Source organism: Pseudomonas sp. SJZ131, assembly GCF_007828705.1.
Lineage (GTDB): Bacteria > Pseudomonadota > Gammaproteobacteria > Pseudomonadales > Pseudomonadaceae > Aquipseudomonas > Aquipseudomonas prosekii.
The window spans coordinates 341,488-357,406 of sequence record NZ_VIVC01000002.1 but is presented as its reverse complement, the minus strand read 5'-3'; the positions used below and the strand labels follow the sequence as shown (position 1 = coordinate 357,406).

The following is a 15,919-nucleotide window of genomic DNA, read 5'->3' as shown; positions in this document are numbered from 1 at the left end:
TTGCTATCCCGCCACCAGCAGTACCCTGATAGTGTTACCGCCAGGGGCGAGATTGGTTGCACCGGTTTCCCCATAGCAAAGCCCGTACCACACCGCTCGCTCAAGCGATTCAGCGACAGGTCAATAGCAAAACTTGTAGCCTTGCGACATGTTCTTAACGGATAAACCAGACGCGCCCTCGAATCACGCACTCAATGAGAGCGCACGCACACATTTGGAGCAGACATGACCCAGCCCTTGATTCTTCAGCCCGGCAAGCCCGTAGACGCCTGCGTAATCTGGCTGCACGGCCTGGGCGCCGACCGCTACGACTTTCTTCCGGTGGCGGAGGCGTTGCAGGAGACTCTCCTGACCACACGCTTCGTTTTGCCCCAGGCACCGACCCGCGCAGTGACCATAAATGGTGGTTACGCGATGCCGAGCTGGTACGACATATTGGCCATGAACCCGGCTCGCGCGATCAGCCGCGAACAGTTGGATGAGTCGGCGCAAATGGTCATTGATTTGATCGAAGAGCAGAAGGCCAGCGGAATAGACGCCTCGCGGATTTTTCTCGCCGGGTTTTCCCAGGGCGGCGCGGTGGTGTTACACAGCGCATTCCTCAAACTGGAAGGCACGCTCGGTGGCGTACTAGCCCTGTCGACCTACGCGCCGACATTCAGCGATGAACTGGAACTGTCCGCCAGTCAGCAGCGCATTCCGGTGCTGTGCCTGCACGGCCAGTACGATGAGGTGGTGCAAAACGCCATGGGCCGCAGCGCCTACGAGCATTTGAAGCTGCGTGGTGTCACCGTGACATGGCAGGAATACCCAATGGGCCACGAAGTGTTACCCGAAGAAATTCGCGATATCGGCACCTGGCTTGCCGAGCGCTTGGGTTAACTGACTGTTTGTCAGCGCTGCCTATTAAAGCGCTACCTATTAAAGCGCTGCCTGTTTAAAGCGCTGCCTGTTTAAAGCGCTGCCGGTTAATAGGAAACGAACCTCGTTTGATCATCCCGCTACGCCGCGCCCGATTCTTGCATTACACTGGCCGGCGTACATTCCTTAACCAATCGATGAGATGACCGTGCTCAAAGCACTCAAAAAAATGTTCGGTAAAAGCGAGGCTGAGCAGCTCGCGCCAGTCGCCAGCGCTGCGTCTCCAACCCCCAGCCACCGGACCGACGGTCGTCAGCCTGGCCGGACCGCTGCTGTAGCGGCACCGAAACACGAGCCTGTGACCACACCGGCCGCCCCACCCGTCGAAGCCATCGCTGCGGAACTGCCGCTCAGCGAAGCGCCAAAACCTGCCAAACCGCGTCGCGAACCGAAGCCGAAAGCGCCGGTCATTCCCTGGAAGCTTGAAGATTTCGCCGTCGAGCCGATGGAAGGCAAAACCCGTTTCCACGATTTCAAACTCGCCCCGGAACTGATGCACGCCATCCAGGACCTGGGTTTCCCGTATTGCACGCCGATCCAGGCGCAAGTCCTCGGTTTCACCCTGGCCGGCAAAGACGCCATCGGTCGCGCCCAGACCGGCACCGGCAAAACCGCCGCGTTCCTCATTTCGATCATCACCCAGTTGCTGGAAACCCCGCCGCCCAAGGAACGCTACATGGGTGAACCGCGGGCGCTGATCATCGCGCCAACCCGCGAACTGGTGGTGCAGATCGCCAAGGACGCCGCCGACCTGACCAAGTACACCGGCCTCAACGTCATGACGTTTGTTGGCGGCATGGACTTCGACAAGCAGCTCAAGCACCTCGAAGCGCGCCACTGCGACATCCTCGTCGCCACGCCGGGCCGCTTGCTCGACTTCAACCAGCGCGGCGACGTGCATCTGGACATGGTCGAAGTCATGGTCCTCGACGAAGCCGACCGCATGCTCGACATGGGTTTCATCCCGCAAGTGCGGCAGATCATTCGTCAGACGCCACCGAAGAACGAGCGCCAGACGCTGCTGTTCTCCGCGACCTTCACCGAAGACGTGATGAACCTCGCCAAGCAATGGACCACCGAGCCGTCGATCGTCGAGATCGAATCGCAGAACGTCGCCAGCGAAAACGTCGAGCAACACATCTACGCGGTGGCCGGTGCTGACAAATACAAACTGCTCTACAACCTCGTGACCGACAACGGTTGGGAGCGGGTGATGGTCTTCGCCAACCGCAAGGATGAAGTGCGGCGCATCGAAGAACGCCTGGTGCGCGACGGCGTCAACGCCGCGCAACTGTCGGGCGACGTGCCGCAGCACAAGCGCATCAAGACGCTGGAAGGGTTCCGCGAAGGCAAGATTCGCGTGTTGGTGGCCACCGATGTTGCCGGTCGCGGCATTCACATCGACGGCATCAGCCACGTGATCAACTTCACCCTGCCGGAAGTGCCGGACGATTACGTGCACCGCATTGGCCGTACTGGCCGCGCGGGCGCCGATGGCGTTTCGATCAGCTTCGCTGGCGAAGACGATTCCTACCAGTTGCCGTCCATCGAGGCGCTGCTGGGCCGCAAGATCAGCTGTGAAACGCCGCCGACGCATCTATTGCGCGCGGTTGAGCGCAAGCGCCCGTAACCCCGGGACGCATGGAAAGAGGCGCAGCCGGCAACGGACTGCGCTTTTTTTTCGCCCGGCTTCCAAGCGGTGCTTGTCGGATACAACTAAATGTCCATAATGGACAAATTAGTTTACCCGCAAGTTCTTCCACCGCGCTCGGAGCCGATCATGTCTTCTACTCCTCAAGTGATTAATCAGGCTCAGGCCCGCGAACTGCTGGCGCAGGTCGATGTGCCGCAGATCCTGCGCAAACTGTTCCGCGACCTCGCTGCCGGGCAAGCCGTGCAGCCGCCGCAGCAATGGGTGGAACTTCCAAAGGGCGCCGGCGACTTCATCAATTTTCAGGGTGTGCTCGCCGAGGATGGCGTTTACGGGATCAAGACCTCGCCCTACATCGTTCGCGAGCAACGCCCGTTGGTGACGGCGTGGACGCTGTTGATGTCGATGCACACCGGTCAGCCGCTGTTGCTCTGCGATGCCGGCGAATTGACCACCGCGCGCACAGCGGCGACCACCGCTGTGGCGGTCGATGCTCTGGCGCCGCTGAACGCAGGGCGACTGGCAGAGCATCACCTTGTATTCGCCGGGTTTGCACTTGCTGGATGCCGAGGCGCGGGCGCATTTGCAGCAGCTTGATCCACGGCTGAAGCTGGTCGACAGCCGTGAGGCGGCAATCGACGACGCAGACGTGATCATGCTCTGCACCTCGTCCGCCGGGCCGGTGATTGACCCAGCCAGTTTGCGTAAACCGGCGCTGTTCACGTCGATCAGCACCAACGCGCCGCGCGCCCACGAAGTGCCGCCGCAGCGCCTGAATGACATGCAGGTGTTCTGCGACTATCGTCAGACCACGCCGGGCGCCGCCGGGGAAATGTTGATCGCGGGTGAGCAGCATGGCTGGCATTCGGATTCGATCATCGGAGACTTGCCCGAGCTGTTGAGCGGCCAGGTGCAACGCCCTGAATATGATCGCCATGTGTTCTTCCGCTCGATTGGCCTGGGCCTGGAAGACATAGCGCTGGCGAATGCGATTTATCAATTACGACAAAATCACCACGATCCCTTGCAGGAGCGAGGCTTGCCCGCGAAGGCGGCGTACCAGTGACGTTGATGTTGGATGTGCCGACGTCTTCGCGGGCAAGCCTCGCTCCTACAGGGATCTTCAAAATTTCGGCATTTGCGCACCACAGGAGACGTTCATGAGCCAGGCAGATTTCATCATCATCGGCGGCGGGATTGCCGGCGCTTCCACTGGCTACTGGCTGTCGCAGCACGCGCGCGTGATCGTGCTGGAGCGCGAGAGCCATCCGGCGTATCACTCGACCGGACGTTCGGCGGCGCTGTACACCGCCGCTTACGGCACGCCGCAAGTGCGCGCGCTGACCCAGGCCAGCCGCGACTTTTTCGATGCACCGCCGAGTGGTTTCTGCGATCACCCGTTGCTGACCCCACGCGGCGAAATGACCGTGGATTTCATCGGTGACCCGGCCGAACTGAAGAATCAATACCTCAGCGCCAAAGCCACCGTGGCCGAAATGCAATTGCTCACCGCCGATGAGGCCTGCGCCCGCCTGCCGATTCTGCGCCGGGAAAAAGTCCACGGCGCGCTGTACGACCCCACTGCCAGCGACATCGACACCGATGCGTTGCACCAAGGCTATTTGCGCGGGATCAAACGCAATGGCGGCGAGATTCATACCAACAGCGAAGTGCTGAGCCTGACCCGCGACGCCGACGGCCAGTGGCAGGTTGAAACCGCCGAACAGCGTTTCAGCGCGCCAGTGATCATCAACGCGGCTGGCGCCTGGGCTGACAAGATTGGCCAGATGGCCGGCGCGCAGGCGCTGGGCCTGCAACCGAAACGCCGAGCCGCGTTCATCTTCGCCGGCCCGGAAGGGGTGAACATTCATCACTGGCCGATGCTGGTGGCGCTCGACGAATCCTTCTACATGAAGCCCGACGCCGGGGTGTTCCTCGGCTCGCCGGCCAACGCCGACCCGGTCGAACCGCACGACGTGCAGCCCGAAGAACTCGACATCGCCATGGGCATCTACCAGATCGAGGAAGCCACCACGCTGACCATCCGCCGACCGACACGGACCTGGGCCGGGCTGCGCAGTTTTGTCCGTGACGGTGATCTGCTCGCGGGTTTCGATAGTCAGGTGCCGGGGTTGTTCTGGGTTGCAGCGCAGGGCGGTTATGGCATTCAGACGTCGCCGGCGATGGGTATGGCCAGCGCCGCGCTGGTGCGCGGTGAAGCGCTGCCGGAACAACTCAGCCGCTTCGGCCTCGACGCGGCGATGCTCTCCCCCGCCCGGCTGGGGTGAAGCGCTGCTGCGTCAGACTTGAGTGACGCCCCGACACGATTGCGGCAAACTTCCAGCGCCCTGCTCGATGGGGCGCTGACGTTGCCTGGAGTGACCTGTATGAATGCACCTGAAACAGACTCGGCCCTGGCCGCTTCGTCGCTCGACAACTATCGGGCGATTGCCGACGCCATCGCCACGCTGTTCTTCCCTCACGCCGAGGTGGTGCTGCACGATTTGCGCACGCAGAAGGTCGATTACATCGCCAACAACCTGTCGAAGCGCGAGATCGGCGATGACTCGTCGCTGGAAGACATGCTCAGCGAGGAAGTCAGCGAACGAAACATCGGGCCGTACGAAAAGCTCAATTGGGACGGTCAGAAGATTCGCAGCCTGAGCAGCGTCTTGCGCGACAGCGACGGTCATCCGCTGGCGGTGCTGTGCATCAATCTGAATATTTCGCTGTTTGAGAACGCCAAGGCTGCGCTGGACTTGTTCCTGTCGCCGAGCAAGTTGATCCCGCAACCCGATTCACTGTTTCGCGATGACTGGCAGGAGCGCATCAACACGTTCCTGCATGCCTGGCTGCGCGAGCGTCAGTTGAGCCTGAGCGTGCTGACCCGTGACCACAAACGCGAGTTGGTGCTGGCGCTGCATGCCGAAGGCGCGTTCAAGGGCAAAAGCGCCTCCAACTATGTGGCCAACGTGCTGAACATGGGGCGGGCGACGGTTTACAAGCATTTGAAGGAGTTGAAGGGTTAGACCTTTAGAGGTGGGTTGTTTTACCGGGCCTCTTCGCGGGCAAGCCTCGGTCCTACAGGAATACGCAAACCACCTGTCGGAGCGAGGCTTGCCCGCGAAGGCGGTCTATCAATCGCCGTAGATGTCGGTCTTGAAATACTTGTCGGAAATCTTCTGATATTCGCCACTCGCGCGAATGCCATCGATCGCAGTGTTCAGCTCGCTGACCAACTCGCTATTGCCTTTGCGCACGGCAATTCCGGCACCCTCGCCGACGTATTTCGGGTCCTTGAGTTCCGGCCCGACAAACGCATAACCCTTGCCGCGCGGCATCGACAGGAAGTCATTCAGCGGAATGGTGTCGGCAAAAATCGCGTCAAGACGACCGGCCGCCAGGTCCATGTAAATCTCTTCGTTGTTGCTGTAGCGCTTGACGTTGACGCCCTTCGGCTCAAACACCTCGGTGGCGAAACGGTCGGTGGTGGTCGCGCGTTGCACGCCGACATTCTTGCCTTTGAGGCTGGCGTATTGATCGTCGACCACCGCGCCGTCCTTCATCACCAGCCGCGATGAAGTGAAGTAATACTTGTGGGTGAAATCCACCGATTTCTTGCGGTCTTCGTTGATGGTCATCGATGACAGCGCCATGTCGATTTTCTTCACTTTCAGCGACGGAATCAGACCGTCGAACTCGCCTTCGACCCACACGCATTTGACCTTCATCTGCGCGCACAGGGCATTGCCGATGTCGTAGTCGAAACCGACGATTTCTCCTTTGTCAGTTTTCGAGGCGAATGGCGGGTAAGCCGCTTCGATGCCGATGCGCAGGGTCTTGTCGACGGCAAACGCAGCGCTGCACGCCAACAGGCTCAGGGCCAGACCGGTGATGAGGGGGAATTTCTTCATGTTCGTTCTCTCGCGGGTTGTTGTTGGTTTGGCAAGACAGAAGAAGAGCTGAAAAGTGGTGCAATGACCTTTTTGTACTTGGAAATCCATACTGGACTTTTACGTATAAATGGTCAATTGGGCAAGCGGGATGGTTGTGGGCCGGTGGTCGGGCGGTGAAACAGTGGGGGATTGGGTGTTGCGCAGTGCCTCATCGCGAGAAAGCTCGCTCCCACAGGAGATCTGTGTCGCATGGAGATCCAGTGTGGGAGCGAGCCTGCTCGCGATTGGCCGTTCCCACGCTTTGTGGGAACGGCCATGCCGCTGAGTTATTTGTTCCAGCGATCCGCCGCCGCGTGGTCGCTGGCGCGCCCTTCGACCCAGCGCGGGCCGTCGCTGGTGAGTTCTTTCTTCCAGAACGGCGCGCGGGTTTTCAGGTAGTCCATGACAAACGCGCAGGCATCGAACGCAGCTTGGCGATGGGCGCTGGCGGCGCCGACGAAGACGATCGGCTCGCCCGGTTGCAGCGCGCCGATGCGGTGCAGCACTTCGAGTTTGAGCAGCGGCCAGCGTTGCTCGGCTTCCAGCGCAATCTTGCCCAAAGCCTTCTCGGTCATGCCCGGATAGTGTTCGAGGAACATCCCGGCGACGTCGAGCCCGTCATTGAAGTCGCGCACGTAACCGACAAAACTCACGACCGCGCCGACACCGACATTGGCCGCGTGCATGGCGTTGACTTCAGCGCCCGGGTCGAACGCCGCCACCTGAACCCGAATCGCCATGCTTCAGCCCCCGGTCACGGTTGGAAAGAACGCCACTTCATCGCCATCGACCAGTGGCTCATCGAGCTGGCAGAGGTCTTCGTTGCGCGCGCACATCAGGTTCTGCTCGCTCAATACCTCGGCGCCGTCACGTTGGGCGAGCAATGCCCGGACGTCATTCACCGTGGTGAAATCGCCCTCAACCTTCAGCGAATCGACGCCCAACGCCTCACGGTAACGGGCGAAAAACTTCACGGTGATGTTCATGACGGATCCGCCTGAAAGTGCCCGCTCTTGCCACCGAGTTTTTCCAGCAGGCGCACGCTTTCAATGGTCATGCCCCGGTCGACAGCCTTGCACATGTCATAGATCGTCAGCGCCGCGACGCTGGCCGCCGTCAACGCTTCCATCTCGACGCCGGTCTGCCCGGACAGTTTGCAACGCGCGACGATGCGCACGCTGTCAGCGCCCTCGGCACTGAGCTCGACTTTGACGCCGGTGAGCATCAGCGGATGGCACAGGGGAATCAGATCGCTGGTTTTCTTCGCAGCCTGGATGCCGGCAATCCGCGCCACGGCAAACACATCACCCTTGGGGTGACCGCCGCTGACGATCATTTGCAGGGTTCCAGGCTGCATGCGCACCAGCGCCTGGGCGGTCGCTTCACGGAACGTCACGGCTTTTTCAGTGACGTCGACCATGTTGGCGCGACCTTGGGAATCGAGATGAGTCAGCACAGGGTTACTCCTGATCAGGAGCGTCGATTGTAAACCTGCGGGTCAAATTTCCGCACGCTTGATTGTCGGCATTACGCATACCCGTAGGAGCGAGGCTTGCCCGCGAAAGCGGTGTATCAGTCACGTTGATGTTGGATGTGCCGACGTCTTCGCGGGCAAGCCTCGCTCCTACAGGTTTTACGCGGACAACAAAAAACCGGGCGACCTGAGAGGGCCGCCCGGTTTTGGTGAAGCGGTTACAAATGCGATTCGGCGTATTCGGCCAGGATCGAGCGAGGCACCCCTTGCAGGGTGATGTGTACACCGTTGGGGAAGTCTTTGAAGCGTTCAGTCAGGTACGTCAGCCCGGAGCTGGTCGCGGACAGGTAAGGAGTGTCGATCTGTGCCAGGTTGCCCAGGCACACCACTTTCGAACCGGCGCCGGCACGGGTGATGATGGTTTTCATCTGGTGCGGCGTAAGGTTCTGGCATTCGTCGATCAGGATCAGGCTCTGCTGGAAGCTGCGGCCCCGGATGTAGTTGAGGGATTTGAACTGCAACGGCACTTTGCTGAGGATGTAATCGACGCTGCCATGGGTGTTTTCGTCATCCATGTGCAAGGCTTCGAGGTTGTCGGTGATGGCGCCCAGCCACGGCTCCATTTTTTCCGCTTCGGTGCCGGGCAGAAAGCCGATTTCCTGGTCCAGGCCTTGCACGCTGCGGGTCGCAATGATCCGGCGATAACGCTTGCTGACCATGGTCTGCTCGATCGCCGCCGCCAACGCCAGAATGGTTTTGCCGGAACCGGCGGCGCCGGACAGGTTGACCAGGTGAATGTCCGGATCGAGCAAGGCGTACAGCGCCAGGCTCTGGTAAATGTCACGCGGTTTCAGGCCCCAGGCTTCCTGGTGCAGCAGCGGTTCCTGATGCAAGTCGAGAATCAGCAGACGGTCTTCTTCAATCTCCTTGATCCAGCCGACAAAACCCTGTTCGTCGATGATGAACTCGTTGATGTGCACCGCCGGCAGGTTGTCGGTCAGCTGCACCTGATGCCACGTGCGGCCGTGGTCCTGACGGGTTTCGACCTTGCTCACACGGTCCCAAAAGGAGCCGGTCATGTTGTGATAACCGTTGGGCAGCATCGACACGTCGTCGACCAGTTGGTCGGTGCTGTAATCCTCGGCCGCAATCCCGCAGGCGCGGGCCTTGAGGCGCATGTTGATGTCTTTGGTGACCAGCACCACCGGCAGATTGGGCTCGCGCGCGTGCAGGTCAATCAGCTGATTGATGATGATGTTGTCGTTCAGGTGTTCAGGAAGAATGATGTTCGGCTCGGCGCGCTTGCTCATCAGAATTGACAGCAAACCCTTGGGGCCACTCTTGCCGCGCTGGATCGGTACGCCGAGCTCGACATCCTCGGGGCTGGCATCGCCCAGGGTCTTGTCGATCAGGCGGATTGCCTGACGGCATTCGGCCGCAACGCTGTGATGCCCGCTCTTGAGCTTGTCCAGCTCCTCAAGCACGGTCATCGGGATCGCGACGTGGTGTTCTTCGAAGTTAAGCAGGGCGTTTGGATCGTGGATCAATACGTTGGTATCGAGTACATAAAGGATTGGCTGGTTGGAGGAAGAACTACGTCCGTGATCATCCATACTCGGTCACCTTTGTGGGAGCCAGGCGACGCAATACCTTGACAGTGCTGCGCCTCGAAGTGACTACCGAATTCAGCCGCGATGCTCTTGGGGAAGCGACGGTTGAACTGCACACAAATTGGGTCTTGGAAGACGCCACCTGTGTTGCAGGTTTCGGCGGTCTGTCTTCGTAATACTCCAAAACCCATGACAGAAAAAAGCACTTTGACGTTTTTTTGAAGTTTATTTTTCAGAGTGACGAATAGCCCTTGGCGTGCAGGCAATGTGCCGTTAAAGTCGGAAGTCCGCCTGCACCGAAATCTCCTGCAAATTCGCCCTACCCTGCCCTCAGCCCCAATGTTTGCGGGCCTTTTTCGATTTCAGCGAAACCCGCTCTGACAGTCTTCCCAACCGATCCCGCTTTGCGCGGTTTGCGTGAAAATCCACGGCATCGCCGTTTTCACCGCGTCCTGTTTCACATTGAAATTGATCACACCGTGGCGCCATAACAGCATCAGCGTCAGCACGCGCTGCCCGCTCTGGCTGCCCTTGAGCTTGCCGGCGCCGTCCTGGGCGTCGATATCCCACAGCGCCACTTGCAGACCCTGCGCCTCGAAGAAACCCTGCGCGTCGGCACGCCGCTGGCCATCCGGCGGACGAAACAGCGGCACGTAATTCTCCGGCAACTTCGTTTTGAGCAGATCGGCGCTGCGGCGCACCGAGTCCTGCCAATCCTGCCAATAACTGTGCGAGCGGAACTCCCAGCCCTGCACGCCAATGCATTGCTGCGAATACGTCGCTTGCAAACTGGCGACCGAGCGCTCGCCCAGCCGCGCTTGAATGTCTTTGCCGAGGACAAAGAACGTCCCGTTCAGATTCGACTTGCGCAGGTATTCGGTCAGCCACCCGGTGTTGTCCGGAATAGCGTTCGCTGCAGTGTCGAAAGTCAGCAGGAACAGCCGGTCATTCATCGCTTCGCCGTTGCGCTCATAGTCGCCAAAACGATCGACTTCGCTGCTGGTCTGCGGGAACAGCGCCGCTTTGCGCAACAGTTCGTCGAGGTACTGCAAGTGGAATAACCGGCTCGGCTCCGACCACTTGATATAGAAGCTGTCTTCGCTGATGACGAATTTCGCCGCTTGCTCGCGCAGGGTCGCCAGGTCTTCGACGAGAAAACAGAACGACGCATCCTGATCGCAGCTCTGCTGGGCGAAGTTGTAGTTGGTCAGCAAACGCTGCCACAGGCGATCGCGCAGCTGGTTAATAGAATCGACATTGATCGTGCGCAGGCCCAGACGTTGCGCCAGAGTCACCTCGTCGAGGGACTCGGTGCCCAGCAGCACTTTGGCGAACATGAGGATTTCCGCGCGCGAGGCGACGTCGAACAGCGTCGGGCTGTTGAGCGGCTCTGGCCAGGTGCCGCGGTCCAGCGTGGCGGCGTCACCGGGCGCCGCCATGGCACCGAAGCTCAACAGCCAGGCGAATAGTAGAAAAGCGATACGCAAAGGGATGTCTCCATAACAAAACCCGCGCGGCACTATAGCTGATCCCGCACTGGATCCCGCAGCATCACCGAACTCCTGTAGGAGCGAGGCTTGCCCGCGAAAGCGCTGTGTCAGGCGACATTGATATCAGATGGGCCGCCCTCTTCGCGGGCAAGCCTCGCTCCTACAGGGTTTATGCGATGTCACCGGTTATCACCTATGGGCTTGATAGCTGGAGTCAGCCCGCCCAACCCCCTAGAATCGCCCCCACGATTAAAGGAGACGACTTCATGCTGATGGTGATTTCCCCCGCCAAGACCCTCGATTACGAAACACCGCCGGCGACCCAGCGTTTTACCCAGCCGCAATATCTTGACCATTCGCAAGAGCTGATCATGCAGCTGCGCGACCTGACGCCGGCGCAGATCAGCGAATTGATGCACGTCTCCGACAAGATCGGCGGGCTCAACGCCGCGCGCTTCGGCAGCTGGACGCCCGATTTCACCCCGGAAAACGCCAAGCAGGCGCTGCTCGCGTTCAAGGGTGATGTGTACACCGGCCTGAATGCACAAACTTTCAGCGAAGCCGATTTCGATTACGCCCAGCAACACCTGCGCATGTTGTCCGGCCTCTATGGCCTGCTGCGCCCACTCGACTTGATGCAACCGTATCGCCTGGAAATGGGCACCAAACTGGCGAATGCGCGCGGCAAGGACTTGTATGCCTTCTGGGGCACGCGCATCAGCGAATGGCTCAACGAAGCGTTGGCCGATCAGGGCGATGACGTGCTGCTGAACCTGGCGTCGAACGAATACTTCTCGGCGGTCAAACGCACGGCGTTGAACGCGCGGATCATCAACACCGACTTCAAGGACTTGAAGAACGGCCAGTACAAGATCATCAGCTTCTACGCCAAAAAGGCGCGCGGCATGATGAGCCGTTTTGTCATTGAAGAACGCATTAACGACCCGGCTCAACTCAAGCAATTTGATGTGCAGGGTTATCGGTACAGCGCCGAACAATCGAAACCTGACAACCTGGTATTCCTGCGCGATCACGCGCCCGAGTAATGCCCTGATTCGGCGCACGACCAACGGTCGTGCGCTGCTGTTTGATCGTCGAACAATCCCCGCCTCCTTCGCCAAACTCTTGGCGCCAAAAATTCAACAGCGCTTTTACTAACTTTTGTTTCACTCGACAATTATCAATTTTCTCAGTAGTGGCACCGAAAATTTTTCTCGGTAGTGGCACTTAACCATCCACTTGGATTATGTCCCTTTATATAAAGGCCCAAATGCTAAGTGCTATCAATATGAGAGCAGTGCCATCTTTGCCAATATTTCAAGAAATTTCCGAATTGGCGATGGGCGGATCGGAACTATGTCCAAATGCGTCGTTCATACCACCGGTAACGAATTTCCTTGATGCTGTAGGAGATAACTTACGCAGAGACGAGACCCATGTAGCGAAGTTGTCATATTAACTTCCACCTAATGGGCTCTTATTTGGGCAACACCTAAAGGACGGGAGATACGCACCATTAGTGTCCCCTACAAGGCCAAGGCAGCGCCCCTATAAACGTGCTCCACCGAGCACCCAACCGCTTGATTAACAGGCATATCGCCTGGCATTGAGCGCGCAAGATCCTTGCGCCAACGACCCCGCCACACGGGGCCGGATGCATAACAGGGCACACCATAATAATAAGGCCTAGTTGCGCACATCTTGAGTGCACTTATTTAGTCACTCGAACTTAGTCCGCCTGCGCGCTGCATTGCAGTGCCTGTAAGTACGCACTTTCGAGTGCACTACGACCGCTGAACACCATTAACTCCGGCCATCTAATGGCTTGATAATTACAGAGGTAAATGCGATGCGCATCAGCATATTTGGTTTGGGTTACGTCGGTGCAGTATGTGCCGGTTGCCTGTCTGCACGTGGCCATGACGTCGTTGGCGTAGATGTCGCCAAAGACAAGATCGATATGATCAACGCCGGCAAATCGCCGATCGTTGAACCGGGTCTGGGCGAGCTGCTGCAGAAGGGTATCGAGACCGGCAAACTGCGCGGCACGACCAACTTCGCCGAGGCGATTCGCGACACCGACCTGTCGATGATCTGCGTCGGTACGCCGAGCAAGAAGAACGGCGATCTGGAACTGAACTACATCGAGGCTGTGTGCCGCGAGATCGGTTTTGTTCTGCGTGACAAGACCACCCGCCACACCATCGTGGTTCGCAGCACCGTGCTTCCGGGCACTGTCGCAAACGTTGTCATCCCGATCCTCGAAGACTGCTCCGGCAAAAAGGCTGGCGTCGACTTCGGCGTTGCAGTGAACCCTGAGTTCCTGCGTGAAAGCACCGCGATCGCCGACTACGACCTGCCGCCAATGACCGTCATCGGCGAATTCGACAAGGCTTCCGGCGACGTACTGCAAGCGCTGTACGAAGAACTCGACGCACCGATCATCCGCAAGGACATCGCCGTCGCCGAGATGATCAAGTACACCTGCAACGTCTGGCACGCCACCAAAGTGACCTTCGCCAACGAGATCGGCAACATCGCCAAAGCGGTCGGCGTTGATGGTCGCGAAGTGATGGAAGTGGTTTGCCAGGACAAGACGCTGAACCTGTCGCAGTACTACATGCGCCCAGGCTTCGCGTTCGGCGGTTCGTGCCTGCCCAAAGACGTGCGTGCGCTGACCTTCCGCGCCGGTTCGCTGGACGTCGATGCACCGCTGCTGAACTCGCTGATGCGCAGCAACGTGTCGCAAGTGCAGAACGCCTTCGACATCGTTTCCAGCCACGACAAACGCAAAGTCGCCCTGCTCGGCTTGAGCTTCAAGGCCGGCACCGATGACCTGCGCGAAAGCCCGCTGGTGGATCTGGCAGAAATGCTGATCGGCAAGGGTTACGACTTGAGCATCTACGACAGCAACGTCGAGTACGCCCGTGTCCACGGCGCGAACCGCGACTACATCGAGTCGAAGATCCCGCACGTTTCGTCGCTGCTCAACTCCGACTTCGACGAAGTGATCAACAACTCCGACGTGATCATTCTCGGCAACCGTGACGAGAAATTCCGTGCCCTGGCGCAACAGGCTCCACACGGCAAGCAAGTGATCGACCTGGTCGGCTTCATGTCCCAAGCCACCAGCGTCACCGGTCGTACCGAAGGCATCTGCTGGTAACAAGCGGTATCGGGAGGGTCTGCGGCGTCCACAGGCCAGCAGACCCGCTCCTCACTTTGTAGGAGCGCAGCTTGCTGGCGATGGCGGCTTCGAACGCGCCACAAACCTTCCCGGCTTTTTCGCCTGCCTTAACCCCATCGGGCCACCCAACAGGCTCGCCCGAGATCGAGACGGATGCAGATTATGCACAGGCTAAAGCACGGCCTACTTCAGGCCGCCGGTTGGCTGTTTTACCTAAGTTTATTAATGGGCATCGCCATGGCGTTGCCTTCGTCCACGTTCGACTCCGAGTCGAAGGACTTTATTTTCCTGATCGGTTTCATCGGGATCTGGCGTTACTCGATGGGTGCCACGCACTTTCTGCGCGGCATGCTGTTTTTGTACGTGGTCTACCCGCACCTGCGGCGCAAAGTGCGCAAGCTGGGCAAAGCGGCAGACCCGTCGCACGTGTACCTGATGGTTACCAGTTTTCGTATCGACGCGCTGACCACCGCCCAGGTGTACAGCTCGGTGATCCGCGAAGCGATCGACTGCGGCCTGCCGGCCACCATGGTTTGCTCCATCGTCGAAATGTCCGATGAGCTGCTGGTGAAAAGCCTCTGGGCCCGGATGAACCCGCCGGATCGCGTCAAGCTCGACTTCGTGCGTATCCCCGGCACCGGCAAGCGTGACGGCCTGGCCTACGGTTTCCGCGCCATCTCCCGCCACCTGCCGGACGACCGCGCAGTGGTTGCGGTGATCGATGGCGATACCGTGCTGGCCCCAGGCGTCGTGCTCAAGACCGTGCCGTGGTTCCAGTTGTTTGGCAACGTTGGCGGCCTGACCACCAACGAGTTCTGCGAAGTGCGCGGCGGCTACGTCATGGCCGAGTGGCACAAACTGCGCTTCGCCCAGCGTCACATCAACATGTGCTCGATGGCCCTGTCCAAGCGCGTGCTGACCATGACCGGGCGGATGTCGGTATTCCGCGCCACCGTGGTCACCGACCCGGACTTCATCGCCGACGTCGAAAGCGACTCGCTGCAACACTGGCGCCTCGGCCGCTTCAAGTTCCTCACCGGTGACGACAAGTCGAGCTGGTTCAGCCTGATGCGTCTGGGTTACGACACGTTCTACGTGCCCGACGCGGCAATCCACACCGTGGAACACCCGCCGGAAAAGAGCTTCATCAAGGCCAGCCGCAAACTGATGTTCCGCTGGTACGGCAACAACCTGCGCCAGAACTCCCGCGCACTCGGCCTGGGGATGAAACGCCTCGGTCTGTTCACCTCGGTGGTGCTGTTTGACCAACGGGTGTCGATGTGGACGTCCTTGCTCGGCCTGACCGTCGCGATCATCGCCAGCTTCAAGTACGGCGGCGCGTTCATCCTCGCCTACCTGCTGTGGATCGCCCTCACCCGCCTGATTCTGACCTTGCTGCTGTCGTGCTCCGGTCACCGCATCGGCCCGGCTTACCCAATCATTCTGTATTACAACCAGATCGTCGGCGCGCTGGTGAAAATCTACGTGTTCTTCCGCCTCGATCAACAGTCCTGGACTCGCCAGGACACCAAACTGACCCGTGATCTCGCCAGCTTTCAACGTTGGTTCAACACCTGGTCGTCTCGGACCATGACCTTCTCCGCCGGCAGCATTTTTGTCGCCGTGCTGCTGATGATGGTCTGACCGCCCC

General features: G+C 59.3%; 13 protein-coding genes and 1 pseudogene. 8 read left to right on the top strand and 6 right to left on the bottom strand.

Annotation, left to right across the window (positions count from 1 at the left end):
* Positions 1–225 precede the first annotated feature (225 nt).
* The 5 genes and pseudogenes from FBY12_RS08475 (at position 226) to FBY12_RS08455 (ending at position 5,601) form a co-directional block, all read left to right on the top strand.
* The gene (locus FBY12_RS08475) at positions 226–882 is read left to right on the top strand and encodes an alpha/beta hydrolase (protein WP_121733004.1); all 657 of its coding nucleotides are present in this window, start codon (positions 226–228) and stop codon (positions 880–882) included.
* A 181-nt stretch (positions 883–1,063) separates the two neighbouring features.
* Entirely contained in the window at positions 1,064–2,551 is a 1,488-nt protein-coding gene (rhlB, locus tag FBY12_RS08470) for an ATP-dependent RNA helicase RhlB (protein ID WP_092272932.1), read from the top strand.
* A gap of 150 nt (positions 2,552–2,701) precedes the next feature.
* Positions 2,702–3,638: pseudogene (locus FBY12_RS08465) on the top strand (ornithine cyclodeaminase family protein).
* Positions 3,639–3,732: 94 nt separating this feature from the next.
* The gene (locus FBY12_RS08460; RefSeq protein ID WP_145252601.1) at positions 3,733–4,860 is read left to right on the top strand and encodes an FAD-binding oxidoreductase; all 1,128 of its coding nucleotides are present in this window, start codon (positions 3,733–3,735) and stop codon (positions 4,858–4,860) included.
* Positions 4,861–4,959: 99 nt separating this feature from the next.
* Positions 4,960–5,601, top strand: a complete 642-nt coding sequence (locus FBY12_RS08455; protein WP_092272941.1) for a transcriptional regulator — start codon at positions 4,960–4,962, stop codon at positions 5,599–5,601.
* A gap of 108 nt (positions 5,602–5,709) precedes the next feature.
* Here FBY12_RS08455 and FBY12_RS08450 read toward each other — a convergent pair whose 3' ends face one another.
* The 6 genes from FBY12_RS08450 to FBY12_RS08425 all read right to left on the bottom strand — a co-directional run bounded on the left by FBY12_RS08450 (position 5,710) and on the right by FBY12_RS08425 (position 11,078).
* Positions 5,710–6,486, bottom strand: coding sequence for an ABC transporter substrate-binding protein (locus FBY12_RS08450; protein ID WP_145252600.1), 777 nt, complete (start codon positions 6,484–6,486; stop codon positions 5,710–5,712).
* 308 nt (positions 6,487–6,794) lie between these two features.
* Positions 6,795–7,247, bottom strand: coding sequence for a molybdopterin synthase catalytic subunit MoaE (gene moaE, locus FBY12_RS08445; RefSeq protein WP_121732999.1), 453 nt, complete (start codon positions 7,245–7,247; stop codon positions 6,795–6,797).
* 3 nt (positions 7,248–7,250) lie between these two features.
* Positions 7,251–7,493 carry a molybdopterin converting factor subunit 1 gene (gene moaD / locus FBY12_RS08440; protein WP_145252599.1) on the bottom strand — a complete coding sequence of 81 codons (243 nt, stop codon included), beginning with the start codon at positions 7,491–7,493 and terminating at the stop codon, positions 7,251–7,253.
* Complete coding sequence (gene moaC, locus FBY12_RS08435; RefSeq protein ID WP_145252598.1) at positions 7,490–7,963, bottom strand: cyclic pyranopterin monophosphate synthase MoaC; 474 nt, start codon at positions 7,961–7,963, stop codon at positions 7,490–7,492. The genes moaD and moaC overlap by 4 nt, the downstream gene beginning before the upstream one ends.
* A 236-nt stretch (positions 7,964–8,199) precedes the next feature.
* The gene (locus FBY12_RS08430; protein ID WP_101209757.1) at positions 8,200–9,594 is read right to left on the bottom strand and encodes a PhoH family protein; all 1,395 of its coding nucleotides are present in this window, start codon (positions 9,592–9,594) and stop codon (positions 8,200–8,202) included.
* A gap of 359 nt (positions 9,595–9,953) precedes the next feature.
* Positions 9,954–11,078 carry a polysaccharide deacetylase family protein gene (locus FBY12_RS08425; protein WP_145252597.1) on the bottom strand — a complete coding sequence of 375 codons (1,125 nt, stop codon included), beginning with the start codon at positions 11,076–11,078 and terminating at the stop codon, positions 9,954–9,956.
* A gap of 269 nt (positions 11,079–11,347) precedes the next feature.
* Here FBY12_RS08425 and yaaA point away from each other — a divergent pair, with 269 nt between their 5' ends.
* The 3 genes from yaaA to alg8 all read left to right on the top strand — a co-directional run bounded on the left by yaaA (position 11,348) and on the right by alg8 (position 15,912).
* Positions 11,348–12,127, top strand: coding sequence for a peroxide stress protein YaaA (gene yaaA, locus FBY12_RS08420; RefSeq protein ID WP_109503554.1), 780 nt, complete (start codon positions 11,348–11,350; stop codon positions 12,125–12,127).
* Between the two features lie 803 nt (positions 12,128–12,930).
* On the top strand, positions 12,931–14,247 hold the full coding sequence (locus tag FBY12_RS08415) for a nucleotide sugar dehydrogenase (RefSeq protein ID WP_092272965.1): 1,317 nt from the start codon (positions 12,931–12,933) through the stop codon (positions 14,245–14,247).
* A gap of 183 nt (positions 14,248–14,430) precedes the next feature.
* Positions 14,431–15,912: a mannuronan synthase gene (gene alg8, locus FBY12_RS08410; RefSeq protein WP_371927392.1), complete on the top strand. Its 1,482-nt coding sequence runs from the start codon at positions 14,431–14,433 to the stop codon at positions 15,910–15,912.
* Positions 15,913–15,919 lie beyond the last annotated feature (7 nt).